Annotated in this window: 19 protein-coding genes; 9 read left to right on the forward strand and 10 right to left on the reverse strand. The window is 61.3% G+C overall.

Translation table 11 applies throughout. The features are described from left to right. Positions 1-233: 233 nt before the first annotated feature. From AEYBE204_RS27660 to AEYBE204_RS27670, 3 genes are all read right to left on the reverse strand, one after another. Positions 234-1,922, reverse strand: coding sequence for a methyl-accepting chemotaxis protein (locus tag AEYBE204_RS27660; protein WP_023461705.1), 1,689 nt, complete (start codon positions 1,920-1,922; stop codon positions 234-236). A 184-nt stretch (positions 1,923-2,106) separates the two neighbouring features. Continuing rightward, positions 2,107-3,792, reverse strand: a complete 1,686-nt coding sequence (locus AEYBE204_RS27665) for a methyl-accepting chemotaxis protein (protein ID WP_023461706.1) — start codon at positions 3,790-3,792, stop codon at positions 2,107-2,109. A 184-nt stretch (positions 3,793-3,976) separates the two neighbouring features. Next, positions 3,977-5,233, reverse strand: a complete 1,257-nt coding sequence (locus AEYBE204_RS27670) for an aspartate kinase (RefSeq protein WP_023461707.1) — start codon at positions 5,231-5,233, stop codon at positions 3,977-3,979. Positions 5,234-5,379: 146 nt separating this feature from the next. Between AEYBE204_RS27670 and ubiG the strand changes: the two genes are divergently transcribed. From ubiG to AEYBE204_RS27685, 3 genes are all read left to right on the forward strand, one after another. Next, the gene (gene ubiG, locus AEYBE204_RS27675; RefSeq protein ID WP_081724608.1) at positions 5,380-6,186 is read left to right on the forward strand and encodes a bifunctional 2-polyprenyl-6-hydroxyphenol methylase/3-demethylubiquinol 3-O-methyltransferase UbiG; all 807 of its coding nucleotides are present in this window, start codon (positions 5,380-5,382) and stop codon (positions 6,184-6,186) included. Between the two features lie 135 nt (positions 6,187-6,321). Next, positions 6,322-7,188: a peptide chain release factor N(5)-glutamine methyltransferase gene (gene prmC / locus AEYBE204_RS27680; RefSeq protein ID WP_023461709.1), complete on the forward strand. Its 867-nt coding sequence runs from the start codon at positions 6,322-6,324 to the stop codon at positions 7,186-7,188. Positions 7,189-7,630: 442 nt separating this feature from the next. Continuing rightward, on the forward strand, positions 7,631-8,710 hold the full coding sequence (locus AEYBE204_RS27685; protein ID WP_023461710.1) for a DUF4167 domain-containing protein: 1,080 nt from the start codon (positions 7,631-7,633) through the stop codon (positions 8,708-8,710). 34 nt (positions 8,711-8,744) lie between these two features. Here the strand turns inward: AEYBE204_RS27685 and AEYBE204_RS27690 are convergent, their stop codons facing one another. Both AEYBE204_RS27690 and AEYBE204_RS27695 read right to left on the reverse strand, forming a co-directional pair. Next, on the reverse strand, positions 8,745-9,353 hold the full coding sequence (locus AEYBE204_RS27690; RefSeq protein WP_023461711.1) for a hypothetical protein: 609 nt from the start codon (positions 9,351-9,353) through the stop codon (positions 8,745-8,747). Then, positions 9,350-9,919 carry a hypothetical protein gene (locus AEYBE204_RS27695; protein WP_023461712.1) on the reverse strand — a complete coding sequence of 190 codons (570 nt, stop codon included), beginning with the start codon at positions 9,917-9,919 and terminating at the stop codon, positions 9,350-9,352. The genes AEYBE204_RS27690 and AEYBE204_RS27695 overlap by 4 nt, the downstream gene beginning before the upstream one ends. Positions 9,920-10,032: 113 nt before the next feature. On the opposite strand from AEYBE204_RS27695, the gene hisS reads away from it, so the two are divergent. Next, positions 10,033-11,532, forward strand: a complete 1,500-nt coding sequence (hisS, locus tag AEYBE204_RS27700; protein WP_023461713.1) for a histidine--tRNA ligase — start codon at positions 10,033-10,035, stop codon at positions 11,530-11,532. A gap of 338 nt (positions 11,533-11,870) precedes the next feature. On the opposite strand, the gene AEYBE204_RS27705 is transcribed toward hisS, so the two are convergent. Beyond that, a complete protein-coding gene (locus AEYBE204_RS27705) occupies positions 11,871-12,494 on the reverse strand; it encodes a TetR/AcrR family transcriptional regulator (protein ID WP_023461714.1) in 624 nt (207 codons plus the stop codon). A 368-nt stretch (positions 12,495-12,862) separates the two neighbouring features. Between AEYBE204_RS27705 and AEYBE204_RS27710 the strand changes: the two genes are divergently transcribed. Continuing rightward, positions 12,863-13,099 (forward strand): hypothetical protein, encoded by a 237-nt coding sequence (locus tag AEYBE204_RS27710; protein ID WP_023461715.1) that lies wholly within the window; start codon positions 12,863-12,865, stop codon positions 13,097-13,099. A gap of 100 nt (positions 13,100-13,199) precedes the next feature. Next, positions 13,200-13,634 carry a helix-turn-helix domain-containing protein gene (locus AEYBE204_RS27715; RefSeq protein ID WP_023461716.1) on the forward strand — a complete coding sequence of 145 codons (435 nt, stop codon included), beginning with the start codon at positions 13,200-13,202 and terminating at the stop codon, positions 13,632-13,634. A gap of 40 nt (positions 13,635-13,674) precedes the next feature. Here the strand turns inward: AEYBE204_RS27715 and AEYBE204_RS27720 are convergent, their stop codons facing one another. Next, positions 13,675-15,834, reverse strand: a complete 2,160-nt coding sequence (locus tag AEYBE204_RS27720) for a prolyl oligopeptidase family serine peptidase (RefSeq protein ID WP_023461717.1) — start codon at positions 15,832-15,834, stop codon at positions 13,675-13,677. 313 nt (positions 15,835-16,147) lie between these two features. Continuing rightward, a complete protein-coding gene (locus tag AEYBE204_RS27725) occupies positions 16,148-18,289 on the reverse strand; it encodes a M13 family metallopeptidase (RefSeq protein ID WP_023461718.1) in 2,142 nt (713 codons plus the stop codon). Between the two features lie 403 nt (positions 18,290-18,692). On the opposite strand from AEYBE204_RS27725, the gene AEYBE204_RS27730 reads away from it, so the two are divergent. From AEYBE204_RS27730 to AEYBE204_RS27740, 3 genes are read left to right on the forward strand one after another with little or no spacing between them, the layout of a single operon-like run. Then, on the forward strand, positions 18,693-20,510 hold the full coding sequence (locus AEYBE204_RS27730) for a cation:proton antiporter (protein ID WP_023461719.1): 1,818 nt from the start codon (positions 18,693-18,695) through the stop codon (positions 20,508-20,510). 57 nt (positions 20,511-20,567) lie between these two features. Further along, positions 20,568-20,822: an addiction module antitoxin gene (locus AEYBE204_RS27735; RefSeq protein ID WP_031230203.1), complete on the forward strand. Its 255-nt coding sequence runs from the start codon at positions 20,568-20,570 to the stop codon at positions 20,820-20,822. A gap of 2 nt (positions 20,823-20,824) precedes the next feature. Further along, positions 20,825-21,136 (forward strand): type II toxin-antitoxin system RelE/ParE family toxin, encoded by a 312-nt coding sequence (locus AEYBE204_RS27740; RefSeq protein ID WP_023461721.1) that lies wholly within the window; start codon positions 20,825-20,827, stop codon positions 21,134-21,136. A gap of 3 nt (positions 21,137-21,139) precedes the next feature. Here AEYBE204_RS27740 and AEYBE204_RS27745 read toward each other — a convergent pair whose 3' ends face one another. Beyond that, a complete protein-coding gene (locus AEYBE204_RS27745; protein ID WP_023461722.1) occupies positions 21,140-21,901 on the reverse strand; it encodes a prephenate dehydrogenase in 762 nt (253 codons plus the stop codon). 303 nt (positions 21,902-22,204) lie between these two features. Continuing rightward, positions 22,205-22,960 carry a hypothetical protein gene (locus tag AEYBE204_RS27750; RefSeq protein ID WP_023461723.1) on the reverse strand — a complete coding sequence of 252 codons (756 nt, stop codon included), beginning with the start codon at positions 22,958-22,960 and terminating at the stop codon, positions 22,205-22,207. Positions 22,961-23,258 lie beyond the last annotated feature (298 nt).

Here is a 23,258-nt window from a genome sequence, read left to right on the forward strand (position 1 = left end):
GTTGCGCTGCGGGGCGTCGGGGGCAAATTGACGCGGGAATGGTGAACGAGAGGTTTACAAAAAGAACGCTGTTCGGCTTTTTCTGATCATAAGCAGACTTTTCGTCTGCAAAATACACGTCTCGACATATGGGGCGTGACCTCGTCAACGCAGGGGTGTGCGGTGCAAGGCGCGGGGCAAAACAAAAAGCCGGACCGCCTGACGATCCGGCTTTTTGTTTGAAAGGGTTGGGATCAGGCGCTGCGCAGTTGTCTGACTAAAGTCTCGACCTCGCCTTTCAGGGCCTGAGCCTGTTCGGTCAGGTTGCCCGACAGGGCCATGAGCTGGGTCGAAGCCGCACCGGTCATTTCGGCGGCGCGGCCGACGCCGAAAATGTTCTCGGTGACCTGCTGTGCCCCCGATGCCGCGCGGCTGGTGTTCGAAGCGATCTCGTTCGTCGCCGCGCCCTGCTGTTCGACGGCGGCGGCGACATTGCCGGAATTGGCGCGGATTTCCTCGATCGTGCCGACGATGCGTCCGATGGAGGCGACGGTGCGCTGGGTCGCGGTCTGGATTTCGCCGACCTTGCGGCTGATGTCTTCGGTGGCACGCGCCGTTTGAGTGGCCAAAGTCTTAACCTCCGAGGCGACGACCGCGAAGCCCTTGCCGGCATCGCCCGCGCGGGCGGCCTCGATGGTGGCGTTGAGTGCCAGCAGGTTGGTTTGCGAGGCGATGTTGTTGATCAGGCTGACGACCTCACCGATCTGGTTGGCGGCGTCGCTCAACGACTGGATCTCGGCGTGGGTGCGGTCGGCCTCGGTCGAGGCCTCACCCACCACAGTGCCGGTGCGCGAGACTTGAGCATTGATATCGCGGACCGAGACCGACATTTCCTCGGTGGCGGCGGCGACCGTCTGCACATTGACGGCGGCTTCTTCGGCGGCGCCGGAGACGACCTGCGCCTGACGGGCGGTTTCTTCGGCGGTGGCCGACAGGGACTGCGCGGCCTCGGACACCTCGACCGACGAGCGGGCGAAGGCTTCGGCCAGAGCGCCCATGCTCGACTGGAACTGATCCGCGATGGCGTTGCGCTCCGTACGCAGGCGCTGGGCATTGGCCTTTTCGGTATCGGCGGCCTCTTCGCGCAGACGCTCGGTCTCGGACAGGCCCTGCCGGAAGATCTCAACGGTACGCGCCATGGCCCCCAGTTCGTCGCGACGATTGCCGCCGCCGACCTCGATATCGAGCTTGCCGTGCGCCATCGACGACATGGTATCGGTCAGGCGACGCATCGGACCTGAAATGCTGCTGCGCGTCAGCCAGAAGGCGAGGCCCATGACGGTGATCAGGCCGATGGCGCCAACGGCGACCGAGAGCGTCACGGCCTCGTCGGCCTGTGTATTGAGGCGGTTGACCAGACCTTCGTTGGCGGCGACGGTCTCATCGACCACCTTGGAAATGCTGGTGATGATGGTCAGGAGTTGCGGGCCGCATTCGGCGTTCATGTGGTTCAGCGCGGCGGCGGATTGCCCGCCCTTGCCCAGATCGACCGTCCGCCAGCACACCGAGTCCATGACGTTGAGATAGGCCTGACGCAGGGCCTCGATCTCAGCCTTGCGTTCGGGCATGGCGGCCAGCGCCGTGTCCATTTCCTTGCCGAACTGAGCGTGGCCCTGTTTGATGTCGGCTTCCGCCTGGGTGCGGGCCTCCGCTGTTTCGGAAGTGGCCAGCTTGAAGATCGAGCGCGAGGTCCATACGGCGTGGCGACCCGCGCGGGCGAGTGCGACATTGGCGCGGGCGGGGCCTTGCAGGGCCTGATCGTATTTTTGCGTGATGTCGATCATCTGCACGGCGGCGAAGGCCACTGCGCCGATGCCGAGCAGGGCGAGCAGGGCGAGCAAGGAGAGGACCTTGCCGATCATGGGGATGTTGTTGAACGACATGGGGTACTCCGCGCAGATACTGTTTCGCGGCCCATGCTCCTGAAAAAGCCGCGCGACGACTCATCCACAGGAAGAACCGTCTGTCGCAATTCAGGATAGAAAAACAGGGTTAACCGGGATTTAAAGCAAAACGCCTGAAACCGTCGTGCAATCGGTTTCAGGTGTATATTTTTCCACAGGTTGGTCAGGCGGCGTTCAGGTCGCGCAGAAAGCCGTCCATCTCGGCCTGAAGCGCATGGGCCTGCGCCGACAGGTCGCCGGACAGGGCCATGAGTTGCGACGACGCGGCCCCGGTCTGTTCCGCCGCGCGTCCGACGCCAAGGATGTTTTCGGTCACCGACTGCGTGCCTTCGGCGGCGCGGCTGGTGTTCTGGGCGATCTCATTCGTCGCCGCCCCTTGCTGTTCGACGGCGGCGGCGACGTTACCGGCATTGGTGCGGATTTCCTCGATCGTGCCGACGATGCGCCCGATCGAAGCCACCGTGCGCTGGGTCGCGGTCTGGATCTCGGCGACCTTGCGTCCGATGTCTTCGGTGGCGCGGGCCGTCTGGGTCGCCAGCGACTTGACCTCGGTGGCGACGACGGCAAAGCCCTTGCCCGCATCGCCCGCACGCGCGGCCTCGATCGTAGCGTTGAGCGCCAGCAGGTTGGTCTGCGAGGCGATGGAATTGATCAGGCTGACGACTTCGCCGATTTGCTGGGCGGCGGCGCTGAGCGACTGAATCTCGGCATGAGTCTGGTTCGCCTCGGCGGAAGCCTCGCCCACCACGACGGCGGCGCGGCCGACCTGCTGATTGATGTCGCGGACGGAGACCGACATTTCCTCGGTCGCGGCGGCCGCGGTCTGCACGTTGGCCGCCGCGGCTTCGGCGGCTCCGGTGACGACCTGTGCCTGACGGGCGGTTTCTTCGGCAGTATTCGACAGGGACTGCGCGGCCTCGGACATTTCGGCGGACGCCCGCACGAAGCCTGCGGCCAGATCGATCATGCGGCCATTGAAGCGCTCAACGATACCGCGCTCGCGGCTCAGGCGGTTCAGTTCAGCGCTGCGGGCGGCTTCGGCGGCCTGACGCGTGGTGTGGCCGTCGGCCAGCCCCCCACGCAGACCGTCCAGCGCCGCGGCCATGGCCCCCAGTTCGTCGCGGCGGTGGCGACCGGGGATGTCGAGATCGTACTGCCCGTCGCCGAGGCGGCTCATGGCGGTATTCAGCGCGCGCACCGGATCGACGACGCTGCGACGGATGAGGACGAAGGCGCCGGTCAGCACCACAGCCATGCCGACGAGGATGAGGCCGAGGGTCGTCCACACGGTCGTCTGCGTGGCGGCTTTCGCGGCGGCGGCCTGAGCGTCGGTGGCGGTGATGGTGCCTTCGAGGATAACCTTGGCCTGTTCGATGGCGACGTTCATCGCCGGACCGCAGGTGGACAACATGGTGGAAAGCGCCGCTTCGCGCTGACCGGCGCGGGCCTGAGCCATGACGGGGGCGCAGGTGGTCTCGACGGCGCTGTTGAAGGTGTCGCGCAGGGTATGGATATCTGTCGCGCGTTCGGGCAGGGCGGTGGCGGCGAGATCGGCATATTCGGTGAACTTGACGAAGGCCTTGGTCATGGCCTCTTCCGACGCCTTGATGTCGTCGGGGGTGGTCGAGGCCAGCGTCTTGTACATAGCGCGTTCGGTCCACGCCATCTGACGCGTGGCGCGGGCCAGATAGACCATGGCCTTGTCCGGACCGTTGACGATACGGGTATAGGTCGTGTCGATCTGCCCCATGCGCATCAGCGCGAACAGCACGGCGCCGATGGCGACCAGCCCCATGACCGAGACCAGTGCGCCCATCTTGGCCCTGAGCGGCCAGTGGTCGAAATTCATGGAATGCTCCCGCTTTGTTTCCGTGTCCGTTGGAACGGACGGCCCTGTATTCTTGTTTGTTAGCGGTAGCTTAGGCGGGGACGGTTAAGAGGCTGTAAACTCTAAGGACGCGCATCTGATGCGCTCAGCAAAACGCCGCCCTGAGTGAACAGGACGGCGCTTCATTCAGACAGTCAGAGGCAGACTAAGCGCCGATCTTATCCAGACCGTAAGCCGCGTGCAGGGCGCGCACGGCCAGTTCGGTATAGGCTTCGTCGATCAGAACCGAGATCTTGATTTCCGAGGTTGAAATGACCTGAATATTGATGCCTTTTTCCGACAGCGCCTGGAACATGGTCTGGGCCACGCCGGTGTGCGAACGCATACCGACGCCGACGATCGAAACCTTGGCGACGTTTTCATCGACCTTGATGTCGTCGAAGCCGATCTCGTCCTTGACCGACAGCATCAGGTCGGCGGCGGCCTTGGCGTCGCGACGGCCGACCGTGAAGAGCTGATTGGCATACTCGCCTGAGCGCTTTTCCGACTGCACGATCATGTCGACATTGATATTGGCTTCGGCCAGCTTGGCGAAGACAGCGGCGGAGACGCCGATCTTGTTCGGCAGGCCGAGCAGGGTGATCTTGGCTTCATCACGGCTGAAGGCCACGCCGGAAACGATATGCTTTTCCACGATTTCATCCTCGTCGCACACGATGGTGCCTTGATCGATATTTTCGCCGGGTTCGACGAATGAAGACAGTACGCGCACCGGCACGCGCTGGCCCATGGCCAGCTCGACGGAGCGGGTTTGCAGGACCTTGGCCCCCAGCGACGCCATCTCCAGCATTTCCTCGAAGGAAATCTTCTTCAGGCGGCGGGCCTTGGATTCGACGCGCGGGTCGGTCGTATAGACGCCGTCGACGTCGGTATAGATGTCGCAGCGGATGGCCTTGACGGCGGCGGCGACCGCCACAGCAGACGTGTCCGAACCGCCACGACCCAGCGTGGTGATGCGGCCCGACTCGGTGACGCCCTGAAAGCCGGGGACGACGACGATCTGACCGGCATCGAGCGCGGTTTCCAGCTTGGCCGGCGGGATGTCGAGGATGCGCGCCTTGCCGTGGACGTCGGAGGTGATGATCGGCACCTGCCAGCCCATCATGGTCACGGCGTCGTAGCCCATATTGCGGAGCGTCATGCTGAGGAGCCCGGCGGTGACCTGCTCGCCCGAGGCCACGACCACGTCGTATTCGTCGTCGCCTTCGATGGCCTTTCCGGACGCCTTACCGGCGCCGTCGGTCCAGGTCACCAGTTCGTTCGTCTTGCCCGACATGGCCGAAACGACGACCGCGACCTTATGGCCGGCGTCGGCTTCGGCGGCCACCAGGCGGGCGGCCCTGCGGATGCGTTCAAGGTCGGCCATCGAGGTGCCGCCGAACTTCATCACCAAGCGCGTCATCTGTGTGTCTCTTTCTTAAAGCACTAAAATCGCGCCCGCTTTAAAGCCCCTGCACCGGACTGTGAAGCTTTTTTGCGAAAAAATCGCACACGGAGAGCGCTTTTTGGGCTATTTCGGGCGTTCTGATACGATTTTGGAGCTGTCTCATGGCCGATCCGGCAAAAAAACCTGCAAAATCAGTTACAAATGACACGGAATTGCTGGAGGCCCCGGCCGGTCCGAGCATCGATGCCGAAGACGTGGCGCGCTTTTCAGCGCTGGCCGCCAAGTGGTGGGACGTAAAGGGCGAATTCGCGCCGCTGCACAAGTTCAACCCGACCCGCGTCAGCTTTATCCGCGAAACGGTGCAGGACCATTTCCAGCGCGATCCCTATGCTTTGAAACCCTTTGAAGGTCTCAGGCTAATCGATATCGGCTGCGGCGGTGGCCTGCTGTCCGAACCGATGCGGCGGATGGGGTTCGAGGTCACCGGCCTCGACGCCTCTGAAAAGAACATCGGCACGGCCAGAGCCCATGCGACGCAGGGCGGGCTGGATATCCGTTATATGGCGCAGACGGTCGAGCAACTGGCAGCATCGGGCGAAGAGGGCTTCGACGTCGTCCTGACCATGGAGGTCATCGAACACGTCAACGACCCGGAAAGCTTTCTGAAAACCTGCGCGTCGCTGGTCAAGCCGGGCGGTCTGCTGTTCGTGGCGACCCTGAACCGGACGTTGAAAGCCCATGCCCTGGGCATCGTGGCAGCGGAATATATTCTGCAATGGGTGCCGAAAGGCACGCACGACTGGAACAAATTTCTGAAACCCGAAGAGATCGAAGGGTTCCTCAGCGATACCGGTGTGAACCCCGATCCGGCGACGGGGGTAAGTTATAACCCCATCACCGCGCGCTGGGCTCTTTCAAACGATACCAGCGTCAACTATATGATCGTCGCCAGACGGGATTTGATTTAATTCTGGGCTTGGGCCTCTTGCCCCTCGCCCCTTTGGGGAGAGGGTGGCGCTTTAGCGCCGGGTGAGGGGGCCTTCTTTGTGTAACACCCCCTCACCCCAGCCCTCTCCCCACAGGGGAGAGGGGGCAGGAATGAAATGACCGAAACGACCGACCTGACCCTCGTCAAAGCCTGGAACGGCGCGCAAAAGCGCCTCAAGGCCGCCCATATCGATTCCCCGGCCATCGACGCGCGTCTGCTGCTCGAAGCCGCGACCGGCTTTACGCGCACGGATATCATCACCGATCCGTACAAGCTGATCACGCCGGAACAGAACGCCAAACTCGACGACTATCTCAGCCGCCGCGAAAAGCGTGTGCCCGTCGCGCGCATCCTCGGCCGGAAGGGTTTCTGGAAGCTGTTGCTCAACCTGTCGCCCGCCGTGCTGGTGCCGCGCCCTGAGACCGAGTGTCTGGTCGACATGATCCTCAAGACCACGACCCCGGATCAGGCCTTTACCGTGGCCGATCTCGGCGTCGGTTCCGGCGCCATCCTGCTGTCGATCCTCTCTGAGCGTCCCGCAGCGAAGGGCCTTGGCACCGACGTGTCCGAAGAGGCTCTGGCCGTGGCACGCGACAACGCCGCCAATCTGGGTATCGGCAATCGGGCGGCCTTCCTGCGCACCTCGTGGGCGTCGGGACTGGACGATGAAAGCTTCGACTACGTGGCGTCGAACCCGCCCTATATCCAGTCGCACGTCATCCCGACCCTCGATCCGGAGGTCAAGGACCACGACCCGATCCTGGCGCTCGATGGCGGCGAATCGGGGCTGGACGCCTATATCGACCTGGTCCCCGACCTCTACCGCATCCTGAAAAAGGGCGGCGGGGCGTGGCTGGAGATCGGCTACGATCAGTCCGCAGCCGTCGAAGGCCTGATGAAAAAGGCCGGTTTCTTCAATGTGACGACGTTCAAGGACCTGTCGGATCAGCCGCGCATCGTCGTCGGAACGAAGATCGCCTAGAGCGATATGCCGAAAAGTGTGCAGCGGTTTTCGGCTACAATATCGCGACCACTTAACAGTTTCCGCGCCGGTTCGCGAAATTTCGCTTGGAAACCGGCGCGGAAAAGGCTAACACTACCCGGTCTCCCGCATTCATGGTTCGACGGCCGGACGGTTACGCCCGCCCTAAAGGACTTGTTTAGGCTTATCACCTAGGCTTCGTGAGCGAGACCCTGACGCGCAATCCTATATCTTGTGCGACAAGCAAAGGCACCTGTGAGGGGGGCAATCGCCCGGTACAGGTCAAACCCCATAAAACGGCTGACGCTCAGAACACACCTCCAGATTCCAAGGCCCGCACCGGACAAAACGCCTTCCGGCCTTGTGCAACATAATTAATTCGCACCCGCGCGTTTGAGGCGGGGCCTGCATACGGTTACATCACATGAAAGATTTTCGGGGTATGAAACGGCAACGCAGCCGGAATCGCAAACCCACTGGCAATCAGCAGAACAACAACCCGAATCGTGCCTACGAATCGAACGGCCCCGATACGACCAAGGTGCGCGGCAACGCGCAGACCATCTACGAAAAGTATCAGCAGCTGGCGCGCGACGCCAATTCGTCGGGCGACCGGGTTCTGGCAGAAAACTATCTTCAGCACGCCGAGCACTATTTCCGCCTGATCCGTCAGATGCAGCCGAACCGCCCGGTGGCGGAGTTCCTGCAACGCGATCCGTTCTCGACCGGCTTCGATTTCGACGAAGAGCTGGACGGCGAACCGGCTCAGGACCAGAGCGACAGCGATAACGATCAGGACACTGACGGCGGGGACGATCAGCCGCGTTATGACCGCAACGGCGATCGCAGTAACCGCGACCGGAATGACCGTAACAATGGCGAGCGCAACAACAATCGCGACCGTAACGACCGGAATAATAATGATCGCTACGAGCGCAATAATCGGGATCGTGACGATCGCAATAACCGCGATCGTAACAACGGCGAGCGTAACAATGAACCTCGTAACGACCAGCGCAACGAGCCGCGTCCTGAACGTGAACCACGTGAATTCGTCGCGCGCGACAATGCCCCGCGCGATGTTGCCGAAGGTGAGGGCGGTGGCCGTCGCGAAAGCCGTCGCGAACGCTATGAGCGCCGCCGTCTGCAACGCCTGAACGAGCAGGAATTTGTCGTCGCCGGGACCGAGCCGCTGGGCGCGCCGTCCCCCTCGGAAACCTCTGACGTCAACGTCGCCGGGTTCGACGTCGTAACGCCGGAAGCCACGCCAATCGCGCCGGTGGCTGAGGCAACGGTCGAAGCCGCTCCGAAGCCTGCCCGTGCGCCACGCGCCCGTCCGGTGCCTGTTGCCGAAGCCGATGATCATTCGCATCTGCCGGCCTTCCTGCGCGCGCCTGTGCCGGTGAGTGCGCCGGTGGAAGCCGAACTGGCTTCGGAAGAGGCGGCACCGAAAAAGCCCCGCGCCCGCCGCAAGAAGCCGGAAGACGCACTTGCCCAAGAGGTCAGCGCCGACGAGGCCTAAAAACAAAAAAGCGCCCCGGAAACGGGGCGCTTTTTTAAAATCGACTCCAGTTTGAGAAATTGGGATCAGGCTCGACGACCTCCACGCCGATGACGGGCGGGGACGGGTTCCACTCGTATCTGACGCGCACCTTGTCACGATCGGCAAGCGGCAGCCGTCTGAGGTGGGCATGGGTTTCAAACAGTCGTTCGGTCGCAGCACCTAAGGCCGTTTCGTCATCCGCTTTGCACGTGGTCAGGCGGCGACCGGGTGTGATGGCGCAGACAATCGTAACGGCAGCATCCGTCGGTTTGACCGTGCGCCCCAAAATCGCTGTTGCCTCTGATGCCGTGGGATAGTGAACGAACGCTTTTGGCGGCGTCCACGGCATCGTGTAAGCTTTCAAAGGGGGCGGAAGGTGCGCCATGGCAGGCCCGCTTTTGACGGGCGTGTCGTAGATCTGCACGGTAATCGGCCCTTTGTTCATATCGCACAGGCATTCGTCATTAGACGGCAGGTTTTCCATCACAGTCAGCGTGGCGATAGGGAGCAGCGATAATCCCCAGACGTGAGCAACGCCAGATATAAGACTGGTTACGGCAAGGCCTGCCTTCTCGACAAGACCGGAAGGGTAAGCAAAGCGATCCGCAAGTGCCGTGTTCATACGACGGCCTCCCAGACATAGGTCAGGCGGACGACATAGGGGGCTGTGGCGGTAATGCCGCCGACCGGCTTGACTTGAGTTGAGGTTTCAAACAGGCGCACGGTGGCCTCGACCAGAGGCGAGGGCGATACGGCGGTGCAATCCTGCAACCGGCCTTCGGGTGTCGCCGTGCAGGTCACCGTCACAAAGGTGCGTTCGCTGACTACGAGATTGCCGCGCGCCACGGCGGCCTCCGCGCCGGTCGGGAAATGGACGTAGTCGATATCGGTGGGCTTTGACGCGGCGGATTGTAACCGGGGTGGCGGCGCAATGCAGTCACAAATCCCGTAAATAACGCGGCGCCAGTCCGGCGGCGGTGCGACTATATCAATCGGAATGCCGCAGTCGCAGATAGGCTCCAGCGGCAGAAGGCAGGTGTCGCTGGCGGAGCACGGCATGGCGCGCAGATCGGCAAAGGCCAGCCAGTGGACGGCAAGCGCTAGACCTAAGGCTAACAAGCCAATCAGGCTTTGCTGAATAGGCGTGAAGATCGGAGTGTTCGCGCGATCCAATGCAATGCTGGTCATGAACGCCGCCCTCTCCTCATTCACTTAGCGATACAAAGTAGCATGACTGCGCTTTTTGGCAAGCCGCCGTCGCGGGTCTTGTCTGATGCCGCCGTTTGCTTTAATCGCGCAGCATGACCGAAAACGCCCCCAATACCGCCGAATTCACCGATTTCCGCCCCGAAGCGCGGGCCCCGCGCGGCTTTGCCGATAAGCGCGCATCGCAGATCGCCATCGAGCGCAAGCTGATCGCCAATGTGTCGAAGGTCTATGAAGACTTCGGCTTCGAGGCCCTGCAAACCTCGGCCTTCGAATATGCCGATGCGCTGGGCAAGTTCCTGCCCGACGCCGACCGCCCGAACGTCGGGGTCTTCTCGCTTCAGGACGACGATGAGCAGTGGATGGCGCTGCGCTACGACCACACGGCGCCGCTGGCGCGGTTCGCGGCGCAGAACTGGGAAACCCTGCCCAAGCCGTTCCGCCGCTACGCCTTCGGGCCGGTGTGGCGTAACGAAAAGCCGGGGCCGGGGCGTCTGCGCGAATTCATGCAGTGCGACGCCGACACGGTGGGCACCGACCGGCCGGAAGCCGATGCCGAAATCATCGCGCTGGCGGTTGCAGGCTTCAAGGCCAATGCCTTGCCGACCGTGCTGCGCATCAATAACCGCAAGCTGCTTAACGGGCTTCTGTCGTCGTTGGGCGTCGACAGCGCCGGTCAGCAGATGGGCGTCCTGCGCGCCATCGACAAGCTGGAGCGTCTAGGCCTCGACGGCGTGCAATTGCTGCTCGGCGGCGGACGCAAGGACGAGTCGGGCGATTTCACCAAGGGCGCGGGCCTCAACGACGCCGCCATTGCCGCCGTGCTGAGTTTCGTTGCCGCCGGTCGTGACGCTTCGGGCGGGCAGGCCGAACGCGGCGCGGTGCTGGACAAGCTTGCCGCCGTGCTGGCCAATTCGCCGGAAGGGCAGGCGGGGCTTGAGGACCTGTCGCGCATTTCGACGGCGCTGACCGGTCTTGGCGTCGCCGAATCGGAAGCCCTGTTCGATCCGTCGATCGTGCGTGGGCTGGAATACTATACCGGCGCGGTGTTCGAGGCCGAACTGCTGATGGAGACGCGCGACGACAAGGGCAACCTCGTCAAGTTCGGCTCGGTCGGCGGTGGCGGGCGCTATGACGATCTGGTGGCACGGTTCACCGGGCAAAGCGTCCCGGCGACGGGCTTTTCGTTCGGCGTGTCGCGTCTGGCGGCGGCCTTGGCGCTCGCGGAAACCGGTGCGGTGCAGCCCGTGCGCGGCCCGATCGTCATCATCGCGTTTTCCGAGTCGGATATGGGCGAATATTTCAAACTGGCCGCCGAAATTCGTGCCGCCGGGCTCGCCGTCGAGGTGTATCTGGGGCGTTCGGGCATGAAGGCACAGATGAAATACGCCGATCGCCGTTTGTCGCCCGCCGCCGTCATGCTGGGTGGCGATGAGCTGGCAAATGGTACCGTAACCATCAAGGATCTCGATCAGGGGCGCGAACTGGCCGGTAAAATTTCCGACAATAAGGAATGGCGCGAAGCCCGTCCGGGGCAAGTTACCTTGCCGCGTGCCGAGGCGATCAACCATTTGAAATCTATCGTAAATGGTTAATCGCTTTTCGTAGCGTTAACTTCGGCTTAAGAATGACATCGCTGTCAATTATGTGGCGTGTCTTTATGGTTTTTTGACATAACCGCAAGCTGTCGGATTATTTTTGACATAATGCGATAAAAGGCGTTGACACAGCCTCCAAAAAGCTGTTTTCTCTGGCCTCAAGAGAACGGAACTTCGCCAGAGAGATGAAGTCAGTTCCCGGCGTTTCGGGGAGGAAACGCTCTTTAAAACAGAAGAGGCCCGGCAGTGTGTTTATCCCCCATTGCCGGGCCTTTCTAATTTCAGATTCCGGAATTAACAGGGTTAATTCTGACGCATCTGTCAATTTTTTTAAATCAGGCCGAGACATCCTTGCAGGCGGCGCGCACCAGCCAGCGAATCTGCGCGGCCAGTGCCTGAGGCGGGACAGCGATCAGACGTTCTTCCAGACCGATGACCACAATCCCATGCACGGCGGCAAACAGGGTTCGCGCGACCAGCGTCCGTTCCATCTCCGACTTATCCGGCATCAGACCCGACATGGGCGTATTCATGTGACGGAACAGGCCCAACTGCGCCGCAACGTTCCATTCCGGCAGATCGGGATTTTTCAGTCGCATCTCGAACAGCGCGCGCCACAATTGCAGGTTCTGCCGGGCGAAATCATAATAGGCCAGAGCGATAGCCTGCAATTGCGCGGCGGGTTCGTCGGCGGTCGCGGCCCCGGCCTCGAGCGCGGCATCAAGACGCCCCATAGTCCTCTGCGCCAGCCGGAGCATCAGATCGTCCATATCGGCGACGATATTATAGAGCCCGCCCAGCGCAATGCCGATATCTCCGGCCAGATCGCGCGCCTTCAACGCCGCAACACCGTCGGCAACAATACGCGCTTCGGCAGCCTGCATCAGGGCTTCGAACTGGGCTTCGCGGCGGCGCGTGGTGGCGGACGGTTTGGCGGCGGTGTCGGGCGTATCAGTCACTGGGTCACTCAAAAAATAATTTGAACAATGTTCATTTTTACATTGAACAAAGTTCAAATGTGCGCTACATCAGAATTGTGAACGGCGTTCATAACATATGTTGTCCCCGTGTTAAAGGGCGCAGTTCACACACTCCGGGGGGCCGGAGCGAGGGGGAGGGCGGAACGGTTCCCAGCCGTTTCGCCCCAACTCTTCATCTCTTAGTCGCGCATCTAATTCCAAAAACCGCTGCACACTTTTTGGGATGCGCTTTCTTAGTCGCGCATCTGATTCCAAAAACCGCTGCACACTTTTTGGGATGCGCTTTTCCGAGCCACACGCGCGGGCTGTTCAGGGCGCGGTTCTTTCATCCAAAAGGGTGTCGTCTCATGGTTCGCTTTCAAAATTCCGCTCGTACGATCATGCTGGCCGGAGGTGGTCTGGCACTGGCACCGCTGTTGATGGTCTATGTCGTACTGGCCAGGTTTCAGGGCGGCATGTCGCCCGCCAACGACATGTTCGGTCACCTCGACCGCTATATGATCCAGGCCGAAATCGGCGGCGCCTTGCTGGCCGCGGGGGTTGTTTTGCGACTCATAGGTTTATCACTGTCGCGCAAAGACTGATTCTGTGATCCAATAGCAGCACTTACCCGTATTACGGCTTAGCACTTGCAGTGCAACCGTAAGGCACGCGTAATGTGTCGCAAATTGGTATGAGTACAGAATGAATTCGACCCTTCAAAATACGCCCGTTTCCTTTGACGACAAGGCGCCCAATCCCGTTGATATCCATGTCGGCGCCCGCGTGCGTATGCGACGGAAGTTTCTCGGTCTGAGCCAGGAAGCGCTAGCCGACCGGATCGGCCTGACTTTTCAGCAGGTGCAGAAGTACGAGCGCGGCACCAACCGCATCAGTTCGTCCAAGCTCTACGAGATTTCGCGCGTTCTGAAAGCGCCCGTGGCCTATTACTTCGAAGGCTTCGCTGGCAGCGAAGCCGAAGGGTTCAGCGAGTCGCACAGCGAGCAGGCCGTGCATGCCTTTCTGATGTCGGGCGAAGGCATCGAACTGGCCGAAGCCTTCCCGCGCATCAAATCGGCACAGCAGCGGCGCCGGATTCTCGAACTGGTCCGCTCGCTGGCCGAAATCGACGAAGATTAAAAAAGATACCGGGCATGGCGATCCATGCCCGGCCTTATTCCTACTTCAAATTCAGCACTGCGGCATAGAGGTCCGCCGTCTCCTCGTCGCGCTGCGAGCGCGTCGAGCCTAGCCCGTGTCCGGCATCGAAGTCGACGCGCAGCAGGACCGGCTTGCCCGACGCCGTAGCCTTTTGCAGACGCGCGGCCATCTTGGCGGCGTGCCACGGGGCGACGCGCGGGTCGGTCATGCCGGTGGTCAGGATGACTTCGGGGTATTTCGCCCCGTCCTTGACGTGGAAATAGGCGTCCATCTCGTAGATGGCGGGGAAGTCTTCGGCCGATTTGACGTCGCCAAATTCGGGGATGTTCGGCGCATTGTTCTGCTCGACTTCGCCGCGCGCCGGGTTCGACCAGCCGACCTGCGAAATGACTAGCCCGAACAGGTCCGGACGCTCGGTCAGGGCGCGGCCCATGGTGATGCCGCCCGCCGAGGCCCCGACGACGGCCAGTTTCGGCGTCGAGGTCCAGCCTTCCTTGATGAAGTACTCGCAGCAGTCGATCAGGTCGCGCCAGGTGTTCGGCTTGTTTTTCTTCTTGCCGGCCTCCCACCACGGGCGGCCATACTCGCCGCCGCCGCGCACGCCGGCCGAGGCCATGATGCCGCCCTTTTCCATAAAGGCGACCTGACGCGCGCCGAAGGCCGGGCTGATCGAGACCTGATAGGAGCCGTAGGCGTCGACCAGCAATGGGTTCTTGCCGTCGCGCTTGAGGCCCTTTTTGAACACCAGCGAGATCGGCACCATCGTGCCGTCGCGCGCCGGAGCGTGGCCGGTGATGACCTCGTAGGGCGACAGGTCGATGTCCGGTTTGGGGCTCAGGCCGGTGTCGCTGAGGACGCCCGTCTTCGGGTCGTAGCGCCAGATGCCGGTCGGATTGATCCAGCCCGAAATACGGGTGTAGAACCCGTCGATCAGCGGATCGGCGACCACGGCATAGACCCCGGCGTCGAACGGCATTTTCACGTCGGTCAGCTTGCCGGTCCAGTCGAGGCGGCGGAAGCGCTGATTGCCGCCGTCCATGATCTGAAGATAAAGGGCGTCCTTGGCCACCGTGATCGCCTCGATCGGCAGTTTGCCCTGCGGCACGACCTCGACGGCGGCTTTCAGGTCCGGCTTGCGCGCGTCGAGTTTGAGGACGCGGCCCAGCGGCGTGTCCTTTTCTAGCAGCAGGTAAAGGTCGTTGCCTCTCAGCGCGGCATAGGTGACGCCGTCTTCGGGCTTACAGACGAGTTGCCATTTGGCGGTGCCGGCGATCGCGTCCTTCAGCGGTGCGGCCAGCAGATGCATCTCGTGGCGCACGCCCTCGAACAGGCCCAGCAGCGCGATGTCCGAACCCGGCGTGACCATGACGAAGGGGAACTCGTAGGCGCTGTCGGTGATGCCCGGGACGGCGGTGCGCGAGAAGATCAGTTTGTCGGTCTTCGCCTCGCTGCCGAGTTTATGCAGATAGCTGATGCGGTCGGCGTAGTAGTCCGCGGCCCCTAGCACGGCGTCGGCCCGACCGCGCATGAAGAAGAAGCCGCTGGAATCGGGAAGCCACGACGGCGAGCCGTACTGCGCCCGGTCGAGCGCGTCGGGCAGGACTTTCAGCGTGGCGACCTCTAGCACGCGAATGGTCGAATTTTCAGACCCGGCCTCCGATGATCCATAGGCCAGATACTTGCCGTCGGGCGACGGCGACCAGTAGTCAATCGAGATATGGGCGCCGGTCGCACCTTTCATGGTCTCCGGGTCGATGAGCAGAATGTCCTTGCCGCCATCACGGACATAGATCTTGTTGTTGTTGGCGCCGGCGGGACGGCGCTCGAAGAACAGCTTGTCGCCGACGGGTTGCACGGTAAGGGCCGCCGCCGTATCGCCGGACAGGGCGGCGACGCGCTTGGCCAGATCGGCGCGACCAGGGAGGGCGTCGAACCAGGCGCGGCTATAGGCCGCCTGCCCCTTCATGAACGGCTCCCACTCCTTGTCCTTGGTCGTCGTCTCCATCCAGCGGTACGGATCGGGCAGGGTGATGCCGAAGCGGGTGTCAACGACGGTGTCAATGCGGGCGACGGGCTGTTTGAGGGCCGGTGTGGCGGCGCGGACGGCGGCGGGCAGGAGGCTGAGCGAAAACAGGCTGGAGGCGGCAGCCAGCATTTGCCGGCGGTTGGACACGGTCATGGGAAATTCCTTGAATATGGAATGAGGAATGGCAGGCACGGCAATGCTGAACTGAGAATGGTTGAAGTGGTAACTTTGTTACGCATTCTGTCAAGACGGTAATATGGGGCAGGGTTACAGGCGCAAAAAAGCCCTCCGGCGCTAACCGGAGGGCTTATCAATTCTTATACCTCCCTGCACTTCAGTGCGGGGAGGGGACCATTTGGCAGAGCCAATAGTAGTGGGGTGTATTCGTTCAGCTTTACGGTGCCACCCCACCCGTCACTGCTCCGCAGTGCCACCCTCCCCGCCAGCGGGGAGGTATAGTTTGGCGTTACCAGATTTTGACGCGGTCTTCCGGCTTGAGGTAATACTTGCCGTCCTTGACGTTGAACGCCTTGTACCATTCGTCGATATTGCGCATCGGGCCGATGACGCGGAACATGCCCGGCGAGTGCGGATCGGAAACGACCTGCGCGCGCAGGGCGTCGTCGCGGTACTTGGTCGCCCAGACCTGCGAGAAGCCGAGGAAGACGCGCTGATCGCCGGTGATGCCGTCGAGTACCGGAGCCTCCGCGCCCTTGAGCGACAGGCGATAGGCTTCGAGGCCCATCAGCACACCGCCCAGATCGGCGATGTTCTCGCCCATGGTCAGGCCGCCCTGAACGTGCGCGCCGGGGAGCGGCTCGTAGGTGTCGTACTGCGCGCCGAAGATCTTGGCCTGAGCGTCGAACTTGGCACCGTCTTCCGCCGTCCACCAGTCGCGCAGGAAGCCGTCACCGTCGGACTTACGGCCCTGATCGTCGAAGCCGTGGGTGATCTCGTGGCCGATCACGCCGCCGATGGCACCGTAATTGACCGCCGGATCGGCCTTCGGGTCGAAGAAGGGCGGTTGCAGGATGGCGGCAGGGAAGACGATCTCGTTACGCGTCGGCGAATAATAGGCGTTGACGGTTTGCGGCGTCATGCCCCATTCGAGCGGATCGACCGGCTTGTTGAGCTTGGCCAGACGCTCGTTCCAGCGGAACTGAGAGTTACGGACGATGTTGCCGAAAAGATCGTCGGCCTTGACCTCCAGCTTGGAATAGTCCTTCCACTTGTCCGGATAGGCGATCTTGACGCCGAACTTGTTCAGCTTCTCGTGCGCCTTGGCCTTGGTTTCGGCGCTCATCCAGGTCAGACCGTCGATGCGCTTGCCCATGGCGGTTTTCAAATCCGCCACGAGGCCCTGCATCATGACCTTGGATTCGGCCGGGAAGTAGCGGCTGACGTATTCGCGACCGAGCGCTTCGCCCATCGCACCGTCGGTGACCGACAGGGCGCGCTTCCACAACGGACGCTGGACCTTTGCGCCCGAAAGATCGCGCGAACGGAACTCCCACTGACGCGTCGAGAAGCGGTCGGACAGGTAAGGTGCGGCTTCGTCGACCGTCTTGAAAGTCTGCCACGCCTTGATCGTTTCCAGCGGCGTGTCGGCGTAGATCTTCGCAATCTTAGGGAAGGCGGTGTTTTGCGACACGACGATCTTCTCGGCCTTGTCGAGACCCGAGGCCTTGAAGAAGGTGACGAAGTCGAAGCCCGGCGACGCGGCGGCGATCTCCTTGATCGTCATCGGGTTGTAGGTCTTGTTGTCGTCGCGGTTTTCGATGCGCGACCACGAGGCCTCGGCGATCTTGGTTTCGAAGGCGACGATGTCCTTGGCGGCCTGAGCAGCGTTGGGGTAGCCGACCATGCGCAGAACATCGGTGACATAGGCCTCGTACAGCGTCTTTTTGGCCGCGAAGCCGTCCTTCAGGTAGTAATCGCGGTCCGGGAGGCTGAGGCCCGATTGCGAGACGTAAAGGATGTTGATGCCGGGGTTCTTCTGGTCGGCATTGATCGACGGCCCGAAGATCGAGGCGCCGAACTTGCCCGAGGTCTGGCCCATATAGGCAGCCATCTCGCCCTTGGTCTTAATCGCGCGGATGTTGGCCAGCGTTGGGGCCAGCGGCGCGATGTCGAGCGCGTTGCGCGACTTCGTGTCCATCATCGAATTGTAGAAGTCGGCGATCTTCTTTTCGTCGCCGGTCAGGCCCTGTTTCGTCGACAGGTCGTCGATGATGACCTTCAGGCGGTTGTCCGACAGGTTGCGCAGTTCGATGAAAGCGCCCCACGAGGTGCGGTCGTCGGGGATGACGATGGCATCGACGGCCTTGCCATTGGCGTAGCGAAAGAAGTCGTCGCCGGGATTTACGGAGGTGTCCATGCCCTTGAGGTCGAAGCCCCAGGTGCCGAAGGTGCGTGCGACCGTCGAGTTGAGGCCGCCCGGTTCGGTGCCGTCCGCGCCGCCGCCCGACAACAGGGCATCGACGGTGGGAAGGCTTTGGTAGAAGCACATCTCGTCAAGGCAGCGACGCTCATCGGCGTGGGCGAGGGCGGGCGTGACGAGGCTCAGGGCCAAGGCGGTGGTGGCGAGCAGTGGGAAACGTGTACGCATGGTCTGTCCGGTATAGAGGGGGGCGAATGGGGTTACTTTTCATACCTCCCCGCTACGCGGGGAGGGGGACCGCGCGCTTTAGCGCGGGGTGGTGGGGGCCTTTGGAGTGTTCAACGCGCGGCGCGGGTCGATCCTTCGCAAGGCCCCCACCGTCTTTTTGAGCTGGCGCTCAAAAATCCACCTCCCCCACGGGGTGGGGGAGTATGAAATAAGCAGCCTCATACAGGCCGTGAAAGTAGGGCTGTCGTCCCCAGTGAAAATAGGCTCATTTGAAACGACGCGGCACCATGGCGCATTTTTTTGCGTTCGTCTCATAAAATTTCTTTCATAATCGGAAGCTATGTCGCAGGTTGTCTCATAAGGGAGTTTTACTCGTATCACGAAGGGGATCTACGCGTTGCCGATGAATCTGCTACCGGAAGGGACCGCCGCGCATGTGGCGACGTCAGGCACCAGTTCGTCGGGTATCGCGTTTCTGATCGCCGCGGCGGTCTTCGTACCGTTTTTCCACCGCTTTCGCGTCTCGCCGGTCCTCGGGTTTCTGCTGGTCGGCGCGCTTCTGGGGCCGTTCGGCCTAGGACGGCTGGAAGACCATGTACCCTTCGTCTCGATGTTCACCATCTCGCAAACCGAGGATGTGCATCAACTCGCCGAACTGGGCGTCGTCTTTCTTCTGTTCGCCATCGGGCTGGAACTGACCTGGGAGCGCCTCAAGGCCATGCGGCGAATGGTCTTCGGGCTGGGGGCGCTACAAATCGTGCTGTGCGCCGCCGTGTTGACCGGGCTGTTCCTGCTGCTGGGGCGCAGCATCGGCGGTTCCGTCGCCGTGGCGATGGGGTTGGCCCTGTCGTCGACGGCGATGGTCATGCCCGTCATGGCCGAGCGCAAGCGTCTGCATACAGCCACGGGTCGCAGCGTCTTCGCCGTCCTGCTGGCGCAGGATCTGGCCGTCGCGCCGATCATGGTCACGGTCATCGTGCTGGCGTCAGGCACCGACTCCTTCGGCATCAGCGGCTTGCTGGCGCTCATTCCCGCCATCCTCGCCATCGGCCTGATCGTCGTCGGCGGGCGTTTGCTGCTCAGGCCGCTGTTCCGCTCGGCGGCGCTGGCCAAAAGCGCGGAAATCTTCATGGCGGCCTGTTTCCTCGTCGTTCTGGTGTCCGGGCAACTGGCGGTCTGGGCCGGGTTGTCGATGGGGCTGGGGGCCTTTATCGCCGGGCTGCTGCTGGCCGAAACCGAATATCGCCGCGAAATCGAAATGATGGTCGAGCCATTCAAAGGCCTGCTGCTCGGCCTGTTCTTCGTCACGGTTGGCGCGCGGCTCGACTTCGCCATCGTCATGGCCCAGCCGGTGCTGGTTCTGGGGTTTGCTGTGGCCCTGATCGCGCTCAAGATCGCCATTGTCGCCCCGATCGCGCGCAGCTTCGGCCTGAGCTGGCGCGGCGCGCTGGAAGCCGCCGCCGTGCTGGCCCCGGCGGGCGAGTTCGCCTTTGTCATCATCGACGAGGCCGTAGGGCGCAAGCTGGTCTCGTCAGGTTTCGGCCACGCCGTGATCGTTTCGGCCATCGTCTCGATGTTCCTCGTCCCGGCGCTGGCCATGCTGGGCGGTAAGGTCAATCGCAAATCCGCCGTGGCGGAGAGCGAAACGGCGGTCGCGCCGTCGCAGGTTTCCGAAAAGGTCGATGTGCTGGTGGTCGGCTATGGGCGCGTCGGCGAGCTGGTCGTCGATATGCTGAAGCGGCACGATATCCCGTTCGCGGTGATCGACGCCAATCCGCGCGTGACCTCGCGTGCGCGCAAGGAGGGCGTCGAAGCGTGGTACGGTGATGCGTCAAACCCCGAAATGCTGCTAAGGATGGGGCTCGATAATGTTCGCGCGGTGGTGGTCACGGTGTCGAACGCCACCTTTACCGATAATGTGGTCTCAGCGGTACGGACGGTGCGCACCGATGTCGGCCTGATCGCGCGCGCGCGCGATGCCCGCCACGCCGAAAAGCTTTACGGTCTGGGGGTCACCGACGCCGTGCCCGAAACCATCGAGGCCTCGCTGCAACTGGCGGAAAACACGCTGGTCGATCTGGGGGTGCCGATGGGGCTGGTCCTGGCCTCGATCCACGAAAAGCGCGACGAGTTCCGCAAGGACCTGCTCAAATACGCACCGGATGGTCATGTGCCGCGCATCCTGCGCTCGACCCTGCGAAAGGCGGCAGGCGAGGCGTAATTATTGCACCTGTCTTCATTATTGGTTATAATGAAGACAGGTGTTAGGAGAATGCGCATGTCCCATACCACGACCATGACGGTTCGCGTCAGCGGTGCCCTGAGCGATTTCGTCGCTCAAAATGTCGGGGCTGACGGTGCCTATGAAAATGTAAGCGAATATATTCGCGACCTTATTCGTAAGGATAAGTCACAAGCCGATGAGCGCGCTTTTGAACGACTGAAAGCGGAATTGACTCAGGCCTTTTCGGCTCCTGAAACATCTTACCAACCGTTGTCGGCGGCAGAAGTCATTGCTCGCAACAGGTCGTAGGCATGGCTGTGCGGATTCAAGAGGCCGCCTCGGTACGCCTTGATGAAATTTACAGGTTCACGCGCGACAGATGGGGCGATGCGCAGGCGGATACATATATTAACGGACTGTTTCAGACGTTTGCACGTATTGAAAGCCGCAGCGTTAACTCCCGACCCGTCCCGGCGGAATTTGGCGTCGATGGCTATGTCTTCCGTTATGAAAGCCATTTCGTCTATTGGAGATGGCTATCGAATGGCGACATCGGTATCGTGACAATACTGCATCAGCGGATGCACCAGATCGAATGGCTCAAGGACGCATTTGGTCTATGAGCGTCAATCCGCCGCGTGGCTGTGGGCTTCCAAACGGTCGCGCAGACCGTCGATCTCGGCGAAGAAGCGCTTGCGGATTTCGGCCGCGAACGGATTGTCGCGCTCGATCGACATGAACAGTTCGTCGGAATCCCCCTGCACAAGGCCGACACCCTGCATCATCAGGTCGTAGGAACGCGTGGTGTGGACGCGCGGCAGGGGCTCAAGGCCGCTCAGCACCTTGGCGATCATGTGGGTCAGGCCCTGCACGGCGGCCAAAGCGCGGTCGTGGATTTCCGGCGTCGTCAGCGATACCTTGAGGTCCAGCGTCCGCTCGAAAAACTGCACGATGGGTTTCAGGTGACGCACACGCACCGGGCAGACGACGATTTCCATACCGTGGATGCCGAATTTCGCCGATTGCGGGCCGAACAAAGGGTGCGTACACAGGATCGAGACCTGTGGCGGCAGGGCCTCCTGAAGCCACGCGGCGGGCTTAACCTTGACCGAACCGACGTCGATGACGAGGCCGTCCAGCGGCACGTGCGGCCCGATCTTCGTCGCCAGTTCTTTCAGGGTACGGATCGGCGTGGCGAGGATGACGACCTTGCAGCCGGCGGCTTCTTCGAGCGAGACCAGCGAGACATTGTGGCGCTTGGCATAGGCCCTGGCTTCGGGCGACGGGTCATAGGCCAGGATGTCGAAATAGGGCGCCAGATGACGCACGATCAGCCGCCCGAAGGCCCCTAACCCGAACAGACCCAGTCTGTGAACTTTTTTCACCACGTCACGTCGCTTTTATAGTTATCTTTTTAGAAGGGAGGCGGCGTAGCATGTTCTAAACAGCTGTGCGACATTAAACGCCAAACCCGCGTATAATTAGATGGATTTTGCAGGAATTAAGGGTGTTTTTGCAAATATCTTGCGCCGCGTGGCAAAAATTTGCACGAACCTGTCGTTGCTTTTGCAAACAAAGCGGTTGCATTCGTTCTTAAATCGCAACACGTTTCTTTTGTTACTAAATAAAATGCCGTCGATGCTGTTCATTCGGCATCGACGGCAAGCAAAGTCTAAGTTGAGAGCGGTAATCTATTCTCTTTTGCCACCGAACAGGCCGCCGCCCTTCTTCTGTTGTTTTTCGCGTTCCGCCGCGCGTTGTTCCAGCCCGCGTTGCAGCGGCGTCTTGGGCAGTTCGGCGAAGGTGAGCTTGCCGTCCTTATTGGCGTCGAGCATGTCGAAGCGCTGGCCGCTGGCATTGATCCATTCTTCGATCGTGATGCGGAAGTCGAAATTGGTATCGGCGTTGCGGATCGGCTGCGGTTCGTTGATCAGGCTGAACTGGGCGGCGCCGACCACGCGTTTGACGTAGCGGTTCTGGGTGGCTTCCTTGTCGCCTTCGTCCTCGGCGCGGCGCGGGTTCTTCGGCTGGCTGACCAGTGGGCTGAAACCGGCGATTTCCGGAGCCAGAACGGCTTCGTAGTTGCTGTTGTCCTGCGAGGTGATGATCTTCTTGCCGTCGCGGTCGACGATGGCGAAGAAGCGCAGGGCGTCGGTCATGAACTCGTCGCGCGACAGGGCGCCGTCCTTGTCCGTATCGGCGGCGGCGAACCAGATGGCCGAAGGATAGGGGGCGTTCAGCGGCGCCTTGAACACTTCGCCCGACGGGCTGAAGAAGACCGCCTGACCGACTGTGTGGCCGCTGTTCTGCGGGCCCTGATCGCCGGAAGGGGGCGGGCCCATGTTCGGACGACCACCACCGCCGCCCGGAGGGCCGGGTTGCGCCAGCACGGGCGCGGCGATGGCCAGTGCCATGAAACTGAAAGAAACGAGGGTCTTGATCGTCATAAGAAGGTTCCCGCCGGATATATTGGACGCTTATTTGAGGTCCATATGTGCTTTTTACATGGTTGGAATATGGCGGCAATGACATAGATTCAGATGGCATGAGGTGAGCGCCAAGCAGGGTAAATTTTGCCGGTAAGAAAAAAGCGCTTGAATTGTATTTTTCATGATATAGTCTAAGTTAAATCTGGCATAATTAAAGTTTAAAATATGTCTTTCTCGTTTCGAGTAAGAAATTAGTGTTAATTAAATACATCATTAAGAATAAGATCATCTTCATATGGGGTTCGTCATGTTGACG

Source organism: Asticcacaulis sp. YBE204, assembly GCF_000495855.1.
In the GTDB taxonomy this organism is placed as follows: Bacteria; Pseudomonadota; Alphaproteobacteria; order Caulobacterales; family Caulobacteraceae; genus Asticcacaulis.